This window comes from Pseudomonas oleovorans subsp. oleovorans (genome assembly GCF_002197815.1).
GTDB lineage: Bacteria > Pseudomonadota > Gammaproteobacteria > Pseudomonadales > Pseudomonadaceae > Aquipseudomonas > Aquipseudomonas oleovorans.
Genome location: NZ_NIUB01000017.1, coordinates 22,491 through 36,731, shown reverse-complemented (window position 1 = coordinate 36,731; position 14,241 = coordinate 22,491). Strand labels below are relative to the sequence as shown.

The window sequence follows — 14,241 nt, the reverse complement described above, 5'->3', positions numbered from 1 at the left end:
ATTGCGATTTCAAGCGCCTGGCAGGTGCGGGTGCGGCCGAAGGCATGGACCAGTTCTTTCCGCCGGCCAGTCGCATCTTCCTGCAAACCCACGCCTGGCCCCTGTTGCTGCGCAACGGCGAGTTCAGTGAGCTTTACCTGCAACTGCAATCAGAAAACGGCCAGGCAATACCCGTCATGGCCAACGCACGCATCAGCGAAGTCGATGGCACGCCGGAGGTTATCTGGCTGTTCTTCGTCGCCAAGGATCGCCAACGTTTCGAAGCAGAGCTGCTCAAGGCTCGCGAACAGGCACAGGAAAGCGCAGCACAACTGGCCAAAGCCAACCTGGCGCTGCAGAGCGCCTACGCCCAGTTGGCCAACTACGCGGTGGAAATTCAGAGTGAAGCCGAGCAGCTTGCACAACTGAGCCATACCGACCCACTGACTGCGCTGAGTAATCGCAGAGCGCTGTCAGTGCATGTCGAGCAGTGGCTCGGCAGCGTCAGCGACCTGGCTTGCAGCAGCCTCCTGCTGATCGATATCGACCACTTCAAACAGATCAATGATCGCTTCGGCCACGCCGAGGGAGATCGAGTTCTGGTGGATATGGCGCAACGTCTTCTGGCCAGCGTGCGCAGTGGCGACAGTGTGGTGCGCTACGGCGGCGAAGAGTTCGCGATATGGCTACCCCACGCCGATCTCGCTGAAGCCAGCGATATCGCCGAGCGCGTGCATGATCAGGTCAAGGCGCTTGAGATCGCCAACGAATCGGTCACGGTAAGCATCGGCATCGCCAGCCTGAAACCCTGTGAACGCTACCTGGAGCGTCTGCTGGCGGCAGCCGACAAAGCCCTTTACATAGCCAAAGCCCAGGGCAGGAATCGCAGCATTCGACACGAGTAGCCGGCTCAGGATCGATCGCTGCATCGGGCCGCAAACGGTGTTACGCTTTCTCGGGATCACGGCCTTGGCCCCTTGTTGCTCAACCTGCTCCCGAACTCTCTCGCTGTCATAGCCCTTGTCCGCGACAATGGTTTCTGCCTCCGGGAGCTTGGCAATCAATGCGGGAGCCTGGGTGCAATCATTGATTTGCCCCCCGTAATTTCAAACTCGATGGGCAGTCCATGAGCATCAACTGCCAGGTGAATCGTGCTGGTATTGCCAGCTCGACTTTTTCCTATGGCCTCATCGTTGCCACTGGCAGCGCCTGCACTGTGTTGGTGAGCCTTGGCATAGCTGCCATCAATGAACACTCATTCCATGTCGGGCTGCGCCACAAGCGCCTTGAAAACCTTCATTGTCGCTCCAGTATAGGAGGCGTGAAGCCCACCCTACTGACCCTTGCACCCACTCCCAACACTTAACGCAGACACAGCCTTTCTATGGCCTACCATCAGGGGCCCCTTCGGGCCGCAGCTCCACAAGAAATGGCTTGCGCTGGAAGCTCGACAACCCGCTGGACATGCCAAAGGCTTGTCCAGCGCCGCTCGCGCAGAGGACGGCGAAAGGACATTGGCGGACAAAGCTGCGCCATGTCCACCCTACGCCCCCCTGCTTCGTGCAGGAGCGACTCAAGCGCCAACCCGGCACCCCGCCGAACCGCCGGCAGCGCAAGCTGAGCGGCCGCCCAGCTTTTTGTGCACAATCCATAAATAAATTGTTTTTTAGCCATGGCCACAATTTCTATAGTCGGCATATTCTGACCGACAGGACAGCTTTCCTTCGAGCAGAGCAGAGGTGCCGTGAAGCCTCGTGTAAGCCCATGACCATATAAAACAACTGGCAGGCTATGACATGACCGCAGACAGCAACACCCAAGCCCCAGCTGCGCCCGTCGACAACAGCGACCTCATCTATCAGCTGGACGACACGCCAGCTTTCGCCCCTGCCATCTTCGCGGCGCTGCAGCATGTGCTGGCCAGCTTCGTCGGCATCATCACCCCACCCTGATCGTCGGTAGTGCCCTCGGTCTCGGCGCCCATGTGCCTTATCTGGTGAGCATGAATACGCTTGATGCTGCCATCGACCACGATTTTGGCTGCCTGCCCTTCGCGGTCGCGGCTTCGGCGGCGTTCTGCGCGCTCTTGGCTACTTCGTGCGCGGCAGCGGACATTCCATTGATCGCCGTGACCACCTGATCGGTTTCGTGGCGCTACTGCCCCATGGCCTGCTCGGAGCGCTGCGCCTGCTCGGAAACCTGGCCCACCAGCTCGGTAAGCTGCCCGGTCATTTCGACGATCTGCCGCACCAGGCCATGCACCTTCTCGACAAACCGGTTGGTTGACCAACTCACGGTTGATGTACACACCGTTCGGGTCGTGCCGCTCGGCCAGGCTCTTGCCGACATCCACCGGGCTGTCGCCACGGAACAGGCGCACCACGTTGGAGTCGTGGCCGAAGAAGTAGCCGTCGGCGCCGTACTTGATCTTCGAGAGGATGGCGATGGCCTGTTCGCGCCTGGCCATGTCGCCTTGCGCGGCGCCATCGTAGAGCCCCTTCACCGAGCCCAGTGCGATCTGGATGTAGTGCTCGAGCTCGCTGCGTTTCTCCTGCAGCAGACGCTCACGGGTCTCGGCCACTTCATCAGCAGCCAGATTCTGCAACACCCTCGCCGCCGTGGCGCTGAGCACCAGCGCGAAGAGGTGACGGGAACCAGCGCAAGCAGGATTACCTTGGCTTTCAATGTCAGGTGCATTGTTATTGTCCTTGTGCGAAGCCAACGCAAAAACGGGGCTACCCGTCTATCGGCAGCCCCGTTCAGGAGTTAAGCGACCCAAGCGCCGAGAACTTAACCCGGCGTCTGTTCACACCTTTACAGCAGCATAGCGGCGGCCCAACCGAACGCCAGCAGCGGTAGGTTGTAGTGCAGGAAGGTGGGTACCACGCTGTCCCAGATGTGGTTGTGCTGACCATCGGCGTTCAACCCCGAGGTAGGCCCGAGCGTCGAGTCCGAGGCAGGTGAACCCGCGTCACCCAAGGCACCGGCCGTGCCGACGATGCAGACAATGGCCAGCGGGCTGAAACCCAGTTGCACGCCCAGCGGCACGAAGATCGCGGCGATGATCGGGATGGTCGAGAAGGAAGAGCCAATGCCCATGGTCACCAGCAGCCCGACCAGCAGCATCAGCAACGCGCCAACGGCCTTGTTGTGGCCAATCAGGGCTGCAGAGCTATCGACCAGCGTCTTGACCTCACCGGTGGTCTTCATCACCTCGGCGAAACCTGCAGCGGCGATCATGATGAAGCCGATCATGGCCATCATCTTCATGCCCTCGGTAAACAGACCGTCCGCTTCCTTCCAGCGCACCACGCCGGACACCGAGAAAATCACGAAACCGACCAGCGCACCGATGATCATCGAGTCCAGCCACAGCTGCACGACGAACGCCGCGGCGATGGCGAGCCCCGCCACCAGCAGGCTCAGCGGGTTGTAGTGCATGTCCACGCGTTCGGCCTGCGCGACTTTCTCCAGGTCATAGACGCGCTTACCACGGTAGCTGAACAGCACCGCGACAAGCAGGCCGAAGAGCATGCCCAGGGCCGGAATGAACATCGCCTGGGTGACATTGATACCCGTGACATCAACCCCGGACTTGGCGACATTGGCCAGCAGGATGTCGTTGAGGAAGATGCCGCCAAAACCCACCGGCAGGAACATGTACGGCGTGATCAGACCGAAGGTCAGCACACAGGCGATCAGGCGACGGTCCAGTTGCAACTTGCTCAATACATAGAGCAGCGGCGGTACCAGCAACGGAATGAAGGCGATGTGAATCGGCAGCAGGTTCTGCGAGGAGATCGCCACCGCCAGCAGCAGCCCGATCAGCAGCCACTTCAGCGCACCACCGGCGCCTTCCTGCTGCTTGCCGACCAGCGCCAGCGCCTTGTCCGCCAGGGCGTGGGCCAGGCCCGCCTTGGCAATGGCAACGGCGAAAGCCCCCAGCAGCGCGTATGAAAGGGCAACGGTCGCCCCACCACCGAGCCCCTGGTTGAACGCCTTCAGCGTGCCCTCGACGCCCAGCCCACCAAGCAGCCCACCGGCCAGCGCACCAATGATCAGCGCCACGACCACGTGTACGCGACAGAGACTGAGGACCAGCATGATGCCGACCGCAGCGATTACAGCGTTCATAAAGCACTCCACCTGCACGGCGCAAAAAGCCGCGTACTCTGCCGTAAGCGAGCCACACCTGTCAAAACGCATGCTCGTTCATTATTTAAATCGAAACGTGCATAATTTCGACCACACACGTATCGATCAAGAATACGGGCCGCACACCGATAACCCTCTAAGTCCATGTAGAAAGGAACGCACCATGCTGTTCAGCCGTCTTTCGATCCAATGGAAGATCACCCTGCTCGCCGGCCTATGCCTGCTCGCCATCGTCACCTTGCTGGTGGGTGCCTAGCAGTATCAGTCCAACCGCAGCGCCAGCCTGGTGCGCGACGCAAGCTCTGCCATGCTGGAAGAGAGCGCGACACTGCGCCTCAAGGCGCGCAGTGAATTACAGGCGATTCGCATCCAGCGTTACTTCATGGACGCCTACCAGTACGGCAAGGGGTTTTCCCGGCAGATTCTGTTTCTGCGCGAGCAGGCTGAGAAGCGCTTTCTCGATGCCTTCGACCTGCGTGAGGACCTGACCCGCCAGGTGCGCAGCAGCCTGGAAGCCAACCCCACCCTGCTCGGCCTGTACCTGGTGTTCGAACCCAACGCTCTGGACGGCAAGGACGAGCTGTTCGCCGACCAGCCCGACCTGGGCAGCAATGACGCAGGGCGCTTCGCGCTGTACTGGGCACAACCCACGATCGGCAAGCTGGAAGCCGAGGCCATGACCGAAGAATTGCTCGGCGACACCACGCCGGGTGACAACGGCGTGGCCTACAACGCCTGGTACACCTGCCCGCGCGAGACCCGTCAGCCCTGCGTACTGGAGCCTTATTACGACGAGGTCGGCGGGCAGAAGACGCTGATGACCAGCATCGCCTTCCCGCTGGAACTAGACGGCAAGATCATCGGCGTGATGGGCGTCGATATCAGCCTGGCCAGCCTGCAACAGATCAGCCAGGAGGCCAATCGCGAGCTGTATGACGGCCAGGGCCATATCAGCATCTTCAGCCCCAGCGCCCTGCTGGCGGGCCACAGCCGCGACGGCAGCCTGCTGAGCCAGCCGGTCGAACGCGCCTTTCCCGAAAACGCCAGCGAACTGCGCGGCCTGATCCAGAGCGGCAGCGATGCCGAGCTGCATCACGGTGACATGCTCCGCGAGATCAGCCCGTTCAAACCCATCCCCGAGTCAAAGCCCTGGTCAGTGCTGCTCGAAGTACCTCAGAACGTACTGCTAGAGCGCGCCATCACGCTGGGCGCACAGCTCGATGCCAACCGTGCCAGTGACAGTCTGGTCGCGCTGCTGATGGGCCTTGTCGCGGTGATCGCCGGTCTGCTGCTGATGTGGCTGACGGCACGCGGCGTAACGCGGCCGATTCTCGGTGTGGCCGCCATGCTCAGGGATATCGCCAGCGGCGAAGGCGACCTGACCCGCCGCCTGCAATACGCCCGGCAGGATGAGCTGGGCGAGTTGGCTGGCTGGTTCAACCGCTTCCTCGACAAACTGCAGCCCATCATCGCCGACGTGAAGAACAGCGTGATCGACGCCCGCAGCACGGCCGATCAGTCCGCAGCGATCGCCAGCCAGACCAGCGCCGGCATGCAGCAGCAGTATCGCGAGGTTGACCAGGTGGCGACCGCCTTCCAGGAAATGAGCGCCACCGCCCAGGATGTCGCCCACAATGCCGCGCAGGCCGCAGAAGCCGCGCGCAATGCCGACCAGGCCAGCCGAGAAGGCCTGCAGGTGATCGACCGCACTACCAGCACCATCGATCTTTTGGCCAATGAAATGAATGTGGCCATGCAGGAAGTCGAAGGCCTGGCCAACAGCAGCGAGCAGATCGGCTCGGTGCTGGAGGTGATTCGCTCGATTGCCGAGCAGACCAACCTGCTTGCCCTCAACGCCGCCATCGAGGCCGCGCGTGCGGGCGAAGCCGGTCGCGGCTTTGCCGTGGTCGCCGACGAAGTACGCAACCTGGCCAAACGCACCCAGGATTCGGTGGAGGAAATCCGCCAGGTGATCGAAGGCCTGCAGAACGGCACGCGCGAGGTGGTCAGCACCATGCACAGCAGTCATCGCCAGGCTCAGGGCAGCGTCGAGCAGGTTCAGCAGGCCGTGGCCGCGCTGCAGCGCATCAGCCAGGCGGTCAGCACCATTACCGACATGAACCTGCAGATCGCCAGCGCGGCGGAGGAGCAGAGCTCGGTGGCCGAGGAGATCAACCGCAACGTTGCCTCGATTCGCGACGTCACCGAGGCCATCACCGCACAGGCCGACGAGTCGGCGCAGGTGAGCCAGAACCTCAATCGACTGGCCAATCACCAGCAGAGCCTGATGGATCAGTTCCGCGTGTAACCTCAGGTAGGGCGCGCCGCGCGCACCTCAAATCCGGGCCGCGCACAGGTGGACATGACGCCAAATCATCCTCGCTCTGGCGGCGCTTCCCTTGCGGCGCAGGCAGGCAATCGCCTAGCCTGCGTTCTTTTTCGGGGGAAGCAGCATGCTCAATATCGCCTTGGTCGCCGGCTCCAGCCGCAACAACAGCCAATCGGGAAAGATCGCTCGCGTGCTGCGTCAGCGCCTGATCGAGATGGGGCAAACCACTCAGGACACCAGCAGCATCATCGATCTGGGCCTGGCGCCGCTACCGCTGTGGCCCGCTGAAGATGCCGGCCCCTGGGGCATGTACCAACAGCAACTGGCCGCCGCCGATGCGGTGGTGATCATCGCGCCGGAGTGGAACGGCATGGCCTGCCCGGCGATCAAGAATTTCTTCATCTACGCCAGCAAGGCCGAACTGGCGCACAAGCCGGGCCTGCTGGTTGGCGTTTCCTCCGGTATTGGCGGCGCTTACCCGATCAGCGAACTGCGCGCCTCCAGCTACAAGAACTGCCGCCTGTGCTACCTGCCGGAGCACCTGATCGTGCGTCAGGTCGAGAAAGTATTGAACGGCCCACAGGCGGTGGACGAAGCCGATGAGCGTATCCGCGCCCGCATCGATTACGCGCTCGATGTACTGGTGCGTTACGCCCACGCCCTGCAGCCGGTACGCGCCGCCATCAGCTTCGACAACCCGGCCTTTGCCAACGGGATGTAAGGGATTCATAGGGTGGATTAGCGGCGCTGAACACAGCGCCCGCAAGCGCCAGCGAACTTATCGCGCCACGTAATTCACCAGCGATGGCTCGCCTGACCTTGGTTCAACGCCGTGGCAGACTGACCACCACTCGCAGCCCGCCCAGCGGGCTGTCCTGCAGTTCTATACGGCCATGCCAGGCCTCGATGATGTCGCGCACGATACCCAGACCCAGGCCGTGCCCCGCCACTTGTTCATCCAGGCGAGTACCGCGGCCCAGCACGGCCTCGCGGCGTTCGGCATCGATGCCGGGGCCGTCGTCATCGACAGACAGGCGATAGCCCTCGGCACTCTCCTCCACCGTCAACTGCACGCGCTGATCGGCCCATTTGCAGGCGTTGTCCAACAGGTTGCCGAGCAGCTCCAGCAAATCTTCACGATCACGCGGCAGCACCAGGCCCGGCGGCGCCTGCCAGTCCAGACTCAGGCCGTGGTCATGAATCATCGACAAGGTCGCGAACAATCCTGGCAGCTCCTGCGCGCAATCGAAACGTGCACCCGGCAGCACCTCACCAGCCAGGCGCGCACGCCCCAGCTCGCGGCTGAGACGCTGCTCGATCTGCTCCAACTGTTCACGCATGGTCGCGCGCAGGGCCGGATGAGCCGCCAACTCTTCGCGACCCGCTAGGCTGATCAGCACTGCCAGCGGCGTTTTAAGTGCATGGCCAAGATTGCCCAACGCATTGCGCGAGCGCTTGAGGGTGTCCTCGGTATGCGCCAACAGGTGGTTGATCTGCGCGACCAGAGGCTCCAGCTCCTCGGGCACCTCGGCATCCAGATCGCTACGTCGACCCTGCTGCAGTTGCGCGATCTGCTGACGCACCTGTTCCAGTGGGCGCAGGGCTCGGCGAACGGTGTAGCGCTGGGCAACAAGGATCAGCAGCAGCGCAGCGCCTCCCAGGCCCAAACCCACCCACTGCATGCGGCGAAAACTCTGCAGTATCGGCTGGTAATCCTGCGCCACGCTGATCGACAGATTCTCGCCATAGCGACGGTAGTCGGCGCGGTAGATCAGCAGCAACTGGCCTTGCGGGCCATCGCCCAGCTCGGCCTGCATGCCAATGCCGTTGGGTTTGAGCAGCTCACGATCCCACAGCGAGCGTGAACGCCAGCTGCGGTCGGAAAAATCGATGCGAAAGTAATGCCCCGAGAATTGCCGTTGGAACGAAGGATCGAGACGTCGCTCATCCAGTTGCAAACCTGCCGGACCACGGATCAGCGCGGCCAGCAGGCCTTGCGCCTCGTCACGCAGATTCTCTTCCAGATAAGCGCGCAGGCCGCGGTCGAAGACCCAGAGGCTGGCCTGCGCCAGTACCAGCCCAACCAGCAGCAGCGTCGCGGCCAGGCCAATACCGAGCCGGCGCTGAATGGACCTCAACCCTGCTCTCCGGTAAAGCGGTAGCCCTGCCCGCGACGGGTCTCGATCACGTTACGTCCGAGCTTGCCGCGCAGGCGGTTGACGTGAACCTCGATGACGTTGGAATCACGCTCTGTCTCGCCGTCATAGAGGTGGTCGGCGAGATGACTCTTGGAGAGAATCTGCCCCGGATGCAGCATGAAATAACGCAGCAGACGAAACTCGGCTGCAGTCAGGTCGATGGCTTCGCCGCCTGCTGTCACGCACTGGCGGCTCTCGTCCAGTTGCAGCCCGGCGGCCTCCAGTTGCGGCTGGTTAGCCAGGCCATGGGCGCGGCGCAACAGCGCCTGGATGCGCAGGGCCAGTTCCTCGGGGTGGAAGGGTTTGGTCAGGTAGTCGTCGGCGCCGGCCTTCAGTCCTTCGATGCGCTCGGCCCAGGAACCTCGCGCAGTCAGCACCAGCACCGGCGTGGCCAGTCCGCCGGCACGCCACTCCTGCAGCACCTCAAGCCCCGGCTTGCCTGGCAGGCCTAGGTCGAGAATGATCAGGTCATAAGGCTCGCTGGCGCCCTGATAGGCCGCATCACGGCCATCGGCCAACCAGTCCACGGCATAGCCCTGACGCGTGAGGCTGGCGGTCAACTCATCGGCCAGGGGTACATGGTCTTCCACCAGCAACAGGCGCATCAGTCGTCTTCCTCATCCTTCAGAATATTGCCGTTGCGGGCATCCAGTTCGAGCTCACGCACCACGCCCGAGGTGGTCAGAATCTCGACTTCATAGACCAGCACGCCATCCTCTTCCTCCAGCTCCGCTTCGAGCAAAGTGGAACCGGGGTAGGCATTGCCGATGTGCTCCATCAGCTGCTCGAAGGGCATGATGACACCCTCGCGCCGCAGGCGCAGAGCCTCATCCTGGTCGAGATCGCGCGCAATCCCCGGCACACTGGCGAAACCGCATGCCAGAACCAGCAACAGCGCGGTGGTACGTCGAAACTTCATCAATCGTCCTGATGGTTCTTGAGGATTTCCCCGGTGCTGGCATCCAGCTCCAGGTCCCACTGCACGCCCTGGGTATCGCGCAGCTCGATCTGATAGATATAGCGACCGTATTCGTCTTCCAACTCGGTTTCTTCGATGCGCGCGCCTGGATGCTGGGCCAGTGCCGCTTCATTGAGCTGTTCGAAGGATTTGATGGTCCCGGCATCACGCAGACGCTGGGCCTCATCCGGGCCGAGATCACGCGCCTGGGCAATGGTAGCGACGCTGGCGAGGGTGGCAAGTGTTGCGAGGCTGATCAATCGTTTCATGGGTTTCTCCAGCAGTGAATCAGTGACTGCCACTCTAGGCCCAGGCACTTAATTCAAGCTGAATTCACTCACGTCATTCACCGCATGAAGTGGCTTGGCCTGCTCGCCCACGCCTCTATAATCGCCTGCTGCGAAAGGAGGCATGATGAGCGCGATCCATATCAAATCCCCTGCCCTGACTATCAAGGTCGGCCCCAGAGCCTTGGCGCGAATTAGCCAGAATGGCCTGAGCCCGGCGGACGTCGGCATCCTGCCTGGAGCGGCAGGCGGGCCCAAGGGCATCGGCATTCAAGGCCTGGATCTGGCACTGTTTGGTGACTGGTTGCTTCGCGCGCCGCGTGAACGCGCGCTGATCGGCGCGTCCATCGGCTCCTGGCGCTTCGCCAGTGCCTGCCTGCCCGATCCGGCAGTGGGGATTCGACGACTCGGTGAGCTGTACACCTCCCAGCGCTTCGCCAAAGGCGTGAGCATGGCCGAGGTGTCGGGCAGTTGCCGGCAGATGCTCAACGAGCTGCTCGCCGATCAGGATGCCGCCATCATCGCCAACCCGCACTACCGCCTGCATATTGTCGTGGTCAATAGCCATGGCCTGCTGCAACACGACCATCGCGGCAAACTCGGCCTTGGCCTGTCATCGGTGATCGGCAACAACTTTCTGGCCCGCCAGCGCCTTGGCCGTCATTTCGACCGAGTGATTCTGCACGATGCGCGACAGGTGCCGCCCCTGGCTCAGTTGAGCGACTTCCGTTCGCACTTCCATGCGCTGACCTCGAAGAACCTGCGCCACGCCCTGCTGGCTTCGGGCTCGATCCCCATGGTGATGGAGGCGATTCGTGAAATTCCTGGCCTGGAACCAGGCGCCTACCGCGACGGCGGCCTACTCGACTATCACCTCGACCTGCCCTACAGCGGCGAAGACATCGTGCTCTATCCGCACTTCACCGACCGGGTGATACCGGGCTGGTTCGACAAGAGCATGCCTTGGCGCCGTGGCGACCGCAGCCGCCTGCAGGACGTACTGCTGCTGGCACCATCACGCGACTACCTGGCGCGCCTGCCGCACGGTAAGCTGCCGGATCGTACCGACTTCAAGCGTTACCTGGGCAATGATGAGGGGCGCGAGCGCTACTGGCGTCAGGCCATGGCCGAGAGCGCGCGGCTCGGCGACGAATTTCTCGAACTGGTCGAAAGCGGCCGCCTGGCAGAACGCCTGCAACCCCTCTGATTGATCCGGTCAACCTTTTGAGCGGACGTGATTAGGCGGCAATCGGGCCATACCTGATAAACTGTGCCGCTCAACGCCAATCAGGCGGAATCATTTACGCGAGCGCTGTTCAGTGGAATTGTTCAAAGAGTTCATCTTCGAGGCGGCCCATCGCCTGCCACACGTACCGGAAGGCCACAAATGCGGCCGCCTGCACGGCCACTCCTTTCGAGTCGCCATTTATATCGAAGGTGAAGTCGATCCCTATACCGGTTGGATTCGTGACTTTTCTGAGATCAAGACGATCTTCAAACCGATCTACGAGCAGCTCGACCACAACTACCTGAACGACATCCCCGGCCTGGAAAACCCAACCAGCGAAGTGCTGGCCAAGTGGATCTGGCAACAGGTCAAACCCTTGCTGCCTGAGCTGTCGCGCGTACGCATCCACGAGACCTGCACCAGCGGCTGCGAATATCGCGGCGATTGATCAGCGCCCAGAAACAGCAAAGGCCACCTTCAAGGTGGCCTTTTTATTGATGCCGACAAAGCCTGCGGCTGGCTCAGGCGGTACTCCTGCCAGAGCAGCGCCAGGGTTACGCCGGGGCGGCGCAGTTCGGCATGCATCCATGCCCAATCGGGCAGTGGACGCTGCTCGCTGGGCACCACTGGTGTCAGCGGGAACAGTTGCTGCTCCAACTCGGCATCGGACAACGAACAGGGCCAACTGAGACCGCTGGCGGCAAAACGATTGAGGTAGTCGCCGACGGTGACACGACCGACCTGCACGCTGACCGCAATCTGGCGAGCCGATAGTCCGACCTCGAACTTGAGACGTAGTACTTCGCGAATCTTACGCATGGATAAACGCTCCACGACGACCTCTCTGCTTCGAAAAAGAGGTCGATGGTAGTGAAGAAATCCTGCGTAGCTGCCTGCCCGGTTGAGTGGCCGGATGACAGTGGAATCAGTGGCCGGATCACCGTGGAATCGGTGGTCAGATGCTCATGGAATGAGTGCCAGATGACCGTGGAATCCGCATGCAGCTACAAGAGCCTCGAATCGATCCTGCGCCAGGGGCTGGAAAACCTGCCGCTAGCTCAAACCAACCTGCCGCTACTGCCGGACGATCACGCCAACCTGCGCGGATCCGCCTACTACCACTGACCCCAAGGAAACTCACCATGCTGCCCCATCCGACCCTGGACAAGCTGCAAACCCTGCGCCTGCACGGCATGCTCAAGGCGCTGAATGAACAACTGAAAACCCCGGACATCGACAGCCTGAGCTTCGAAGAACGCCTCGGCCTGCTGGTCGACCGCGAACTGACCGAACGCGATGACAAGCGCCTGAGCAGCCGCCTGCGCCAGGCCCGGCTCAAGCACAACGCCTGCCTCGAAGACATCGACTACCGCAGCCCGCGCGGACTGGATAAGGCGCTGATCCTGCAACTGAGCAGTGGCCAGTGGCTACGCGACGGCCTCAACCTGATCATCGGCGGCCCCACCGGTGTCGGTAAAACCTGGCTGGCCTGCGCCCTGGCCCACCAGGCCTGCCGAGAGGGCTACAGCGTGCGCTATCTGCGCCTGCCACGTTTGCTGGAAGAACTGGGTCTGGCCCATGGCGACGGGCGCTTCGCCAAGCTGATGAGCAGCTACGCCAAGACCGACCTGCTGATCCTCGATGACTGGGGCCTGGCCCCGTTCACCGTCGAGCAACGGCGCGACATGCTGGAGCTACTGGACGACCGTTACGGTCAGCGCTCGACCATCGTTACCAGCCAGATGCCGGTGGACAACTGGCACGAACTGATCGGCGATCCGACCCTGGCCGATGCCATCCTCGACATAACGCAGGGTGGGCCTGCTGGCCGCTTCACAAATTGCCTGCGCATCGTTCGCGTCGTTCTTGCCGCCTTTCACGTAAGGCTTGACGAACTGCGGAGCAATTAAACGCACCTCATGCCCCAGCTTGCCTAATTCACGGGCCCAGTAATGCACGCTGCCACAGGCCTCCATCGCCACCACACACGGCTCCAGTTGGCGGAAAAAATCCAGCATCTGATGCCGTTTGAGTTGCTTGCGGCATTTGACCTGCTCATGGCTGTCGACACCATGAACTTGAAAAACCTGCTTTGCCAAATCCACGCCTATGCGTTTAAGTTTCATGCGGGCTCCCCCTCCGGGATTGTTTGTTTCGTAACCTTCAGTCTGGCGCAATGACGCCGTAGGAGGGAGGAGTCCATCTCATTGGGCTACGAACGGTCGCGCAACGGATCGAGCAACGGCTTGAGGCCGTTGTGGTCGATCTCCTGCATCAGCGCGAGCAACTGACCCAGCTCGCCCTTGGGAAAACCCGTGCGGGCGAACCAGTTGAGGTAGTGGCCCGGCAGATCGGCGATCAGTCGATCCTTGTACTTGCCGTAAGGCATGCGGCGGGTCACCAGGAGCTTCAGCGCTTCGGGGTTCATCGGTTACTCGAATGGCCGGAAAATGAGCCGTCCATTGTGCCAGGCATCAGGCCCTGGACGAAAAGCACCTAGCCGCGAAGCGCTTCGCGAACGAAATCCAGGCGATCCTGACCGAAGAACATCTCACCGCCAACAAAACAGGTCGGCGCGCCAAATACGCCGCGTTTGACCGCCTCCTCGGTAGTCGCCTTGAGCGCGTCCTTCACTGCCGGTTCAGCGGCTTGCGCCTGCAGGGCGGCTGCATCGAAACCAGCGGCAACCAGCACGCCTGCCACCCTGGCCGGATTACCCATGTTCACCCCGTCGACCCAGATCGCCCGGAATAGCGCCTGCAAAGCATCGTCGAAGCGCTCCGCCTGATACAACTGTAGCGCCACCAGCAAACGCATCAGCGTCAGGGTATTGATCGGAAAGTGCGGGTTGAAGCGCATCGGTACGCCATAGCGCTCGGCAAAGCGCGCCAGGTCGCGAATCATGTAACGCCCCTTGGCCGGAATCATCGCCGGCGAGGCGTTGCCGGTGGCCTGGAACACGCCGCCGAGCAGCATTGGCCGATAGACCAGTGCAGCGCCAGCGTCGCGACACAGATCAGGCAACTGGGTATGGGCCAGGTAGGAGGCCGGGCTGCCCAGATCGAAGAAGAACTCCACCGTCTTGCTCATCAGCTTCACTCGCTCGT

The 14,241-nt window shown here is 61.8% G+C and carries 12 protein-coding genes and 6 pseudogenes; 7 read left to right on the top strand and 11 right to left on the bottom strand.

Annotated features, from left to right (window positions below):
- Positions 1-44 precede the first annotated feature (44 nt).
- Positions 45-884 (top strand): GGDEF domain-containing protein, encoded by an 840-nt coding sequence (locus tag PSOLE_RS11955; protein ID WP_373855182.1) that lies wholly within the window; start codon positions 45-47, stop codon positions 882-884.
- On the opposite strand, the pseudogene PSOLE_RS11950 reads toward PSOLE_RS11955, so the two are convergent.
- From PSOLE_RS11950 to PSOLE_RS11935, 3 genes and pseudogenes are all read right to left on the bottom strand, one after another.
- Positions 867-1,282 (bottom strand): annotated as a pseudogene (locus tag PSOLE_RS11950) (IS5 family transposase); the annotation flags it as partial. The gene PSOLE_RS11955 and the pseudogene PSOLE_RS11950 sit on opposite strands and share 18 nt — an antisense overlap.
- A 633-nt stretch (positions 1,283-1,915) precedes the next feature.
- Positions 1,916-2,676: pseudogene (locus PSOLE_RS11940) on the bottom strand (cache domain-containing protein); the annotation flags it as partial.
- A 117-nt stretch (positions 2,677-2,793) separates the two neighbouring features.
- On the bottom strand, positions 2,794-4,113 hold the full coding sequence (locus tag PSOLE_RS11935) for a Na+/H+ antiporter family protein (protein WP_074855980.1): 1,320 nt from the start codon (positions 4,111-4,113) through the stop codon (positions 2,794-2,796).
- Between the two features lie 184 nt (positions 4,114-4,297).
- Between PSOLE_RS11935 and PSOLE_RS11930 the strand changes: the two are divergent.
- Together PSOLE_RS11930 and PSOLE_RS11925 are read left to right on the top strand one after the other, a co-directional pair.
- Positions 4,298-6,442 (top strand): annotated as a pseudogene (locus PSOLE_RS11930) (methyl-accepting chemotaxis protein).
- Positions 6,443-6,587: 145 nt separating this feature from the next.
- Positions 6,588-7,184, top strand: a complete 597-nt coding sequence (locus PSOLE_RS11925) for an NADPH-dependent FMN reductase (protein ID WP_003461326.1) — start codon at positions 6,588-6,590, stop codon at positions 7,182-7,184.
- Between the two features lie 103 nt (positions 7,185-7,287).
- On the opposite strand, the gene PSOLE_RS11920 is transcribed toward PSOLE_RS11925, so the two are convergent.
- The 4 genes from PSOLE_RS11920 to PSOLE_RS11905 are packed head-to-tail and all read right to left on the bottom strand — an operon-like array spanning position 7,288 to position 9,888.
- The gene (locus PSOLE_RS11920) at positions 7,288-8,601 is read right to left on the bottom strand and encodes an ATP-binding protein (protein ID WP_003461324.1); all 1,314 of its coding nucleotides are present in this window, start codon (positions 8,599-8,601) and stop codon (positions 7,288-7,290) included.
- The gene (locus PSOLE_RS11915; protein WP_003461322.1) at positions 8,598-9,266 is read right to left on the bottom strand and encodes a response regulator transcription factor; all 669 of its coding nucleotides are present in this window, start codon (positions 9,264-9,266) and stop codon (positions 8,598-8,600) included. Before PSOLE_RS11915 ends, PSOLE_RS11920 begins: the two co-directional genes overlap by 4 nt.
- Positions 9,266-9,580 carry a PepSY domain-containing protein gene (locus PSOLE_RS11910; RefSeq protein WP_003461320.1) on the bottom strand — a complete coding sequence of 105 codons (315 nt, stop codon included), beginning with the start codon at positions 9,578-9,580 and terminating at the stop codon, positions 9,266-9,268. Before PSOLE_RS11910 ends, PSOLE_RS11915 begins: the two co-directional genes overlap by 1 nt.
- Positions 9,580-9,888 (bottom strand): PepSY domain-containing protein, encoded by a 309-nt coding sequence (locus PSOLE_RS11905; RefSeq protein WP_003461318.1) that lies wholly within the window; start codon positions 9,886-9,888, stop codon positions 9,580-9,582. Before PSOLE_RS11905 ends, PSOLE_RS11910 begins: the two co-directional genes overlap by 1 nt.
- Before the next feature lie 145 nt (positions 9,889-10,033).
- Between PSOLE_RS11905 and PSOLE_RS11900 the strand changes: the two genes are divergently transcribed.
- Both PSOLE_RS11900 and queD read left to right on the top strand, forming a co-directional pair.
- On the top strand, positions 10,034-11,113 hold the full coding sequence (locus PSOLE_RS11900) for a patatin-like phospholipase domain-containing protein (protein ID WP_074855978.1): 1,080 nt from the start codon (positions 10,034-10,036) through the stop codon (positions 11,111-11,113).
- Positions 11,114-11,225: 112 nt separating this feature from the next.
- Entirely contained in the window at positions 11,226-11,582 is a 357-nt protein-coding gene (gene queD, locus PSOLE_RS11895; protein ID WP_074855975.1) for a 6-carboxytetrahydropterin synthase QueD, read from the top strand.
- Positions 11,583-11,629: 47 nt separating this feature from the next.
- Here queD and PSOLE_RS11890 read toward each other — a convergent pair.
- Positions 11,630-11,953, bottom strand: a pseudogene (locus tag PSOLE_RS11890) (IS21 family transposase); the annotation flags it as partial.
- A gap of 162 nt (positions 11,954-12,115) precedes the next feature.
- Between PSOLE_RS11890 and PSOLE_RS24105 the strand changes: the two are divergent.
- Both PSOLE_RS24105 and istB read left to right on the top strand, forming a co-directional pair.
- Positions 12,116-12,259, top strand: a complete 144-nt coding sequence (locus PSOLE_RS24105; protein ID WP_156157174.1) for a hypothetical protein — start codon at positions 12,116-12,118, stop codon at positions 12,257-12,259.
- A gap of 17 nt (positions 12,260-12,276) precedes the next feature.
- A pseudogene (istB, locus tag PSOLE_RS11885) lies at positions 12,277-12,939 on the top strand (IS21-like element ISPpu7 family helper ATPase IstB); the annotation flags it as partial.
- Here istB and PSOLE_RS11880 read toward each other — a convergent pair.
- From PSOLE_RS11880 to PSOLE_RS11870, 3 genes and pseudogenes are all read right to left on the bottom strand, one after another.
- Positions 12,937-13,260 (bottom strand): annotated as a pseudogene (locus tag PSOLE_RS11880) (IS110 family transposase); the annotation flags it as partial. The pseudogenes istB and PSOLE_RS11880 overlap by 3 nt on opposite strands.
- An 86-nt stretch (positions 13,261-13,346) precedes the next feature.
- Complete coding sequence (locus PSOLE_RS11875; protein ID WP_003243834.1) at positions 13,347-13,562, bottom strand: DUF3820 family protein; 216 nt, start codon at positions 13,560-13,562, stop codon at positions 13,347-13,349.
- 68 nt (positions 13,563-13,630) lie between these two features.
- Entirely contained in the window at positions 13,631-14,224 is a 594-nt protein-coding gene (locus tag PSOLE_RS11870) for a 2-hydroxychromene-2-carboxylate isomerase (RefSeq protein ID WP_074860632.1), read from the bottom strand.
- Positions 14,225-14,241: the final 17 nt, after the last annotated feature.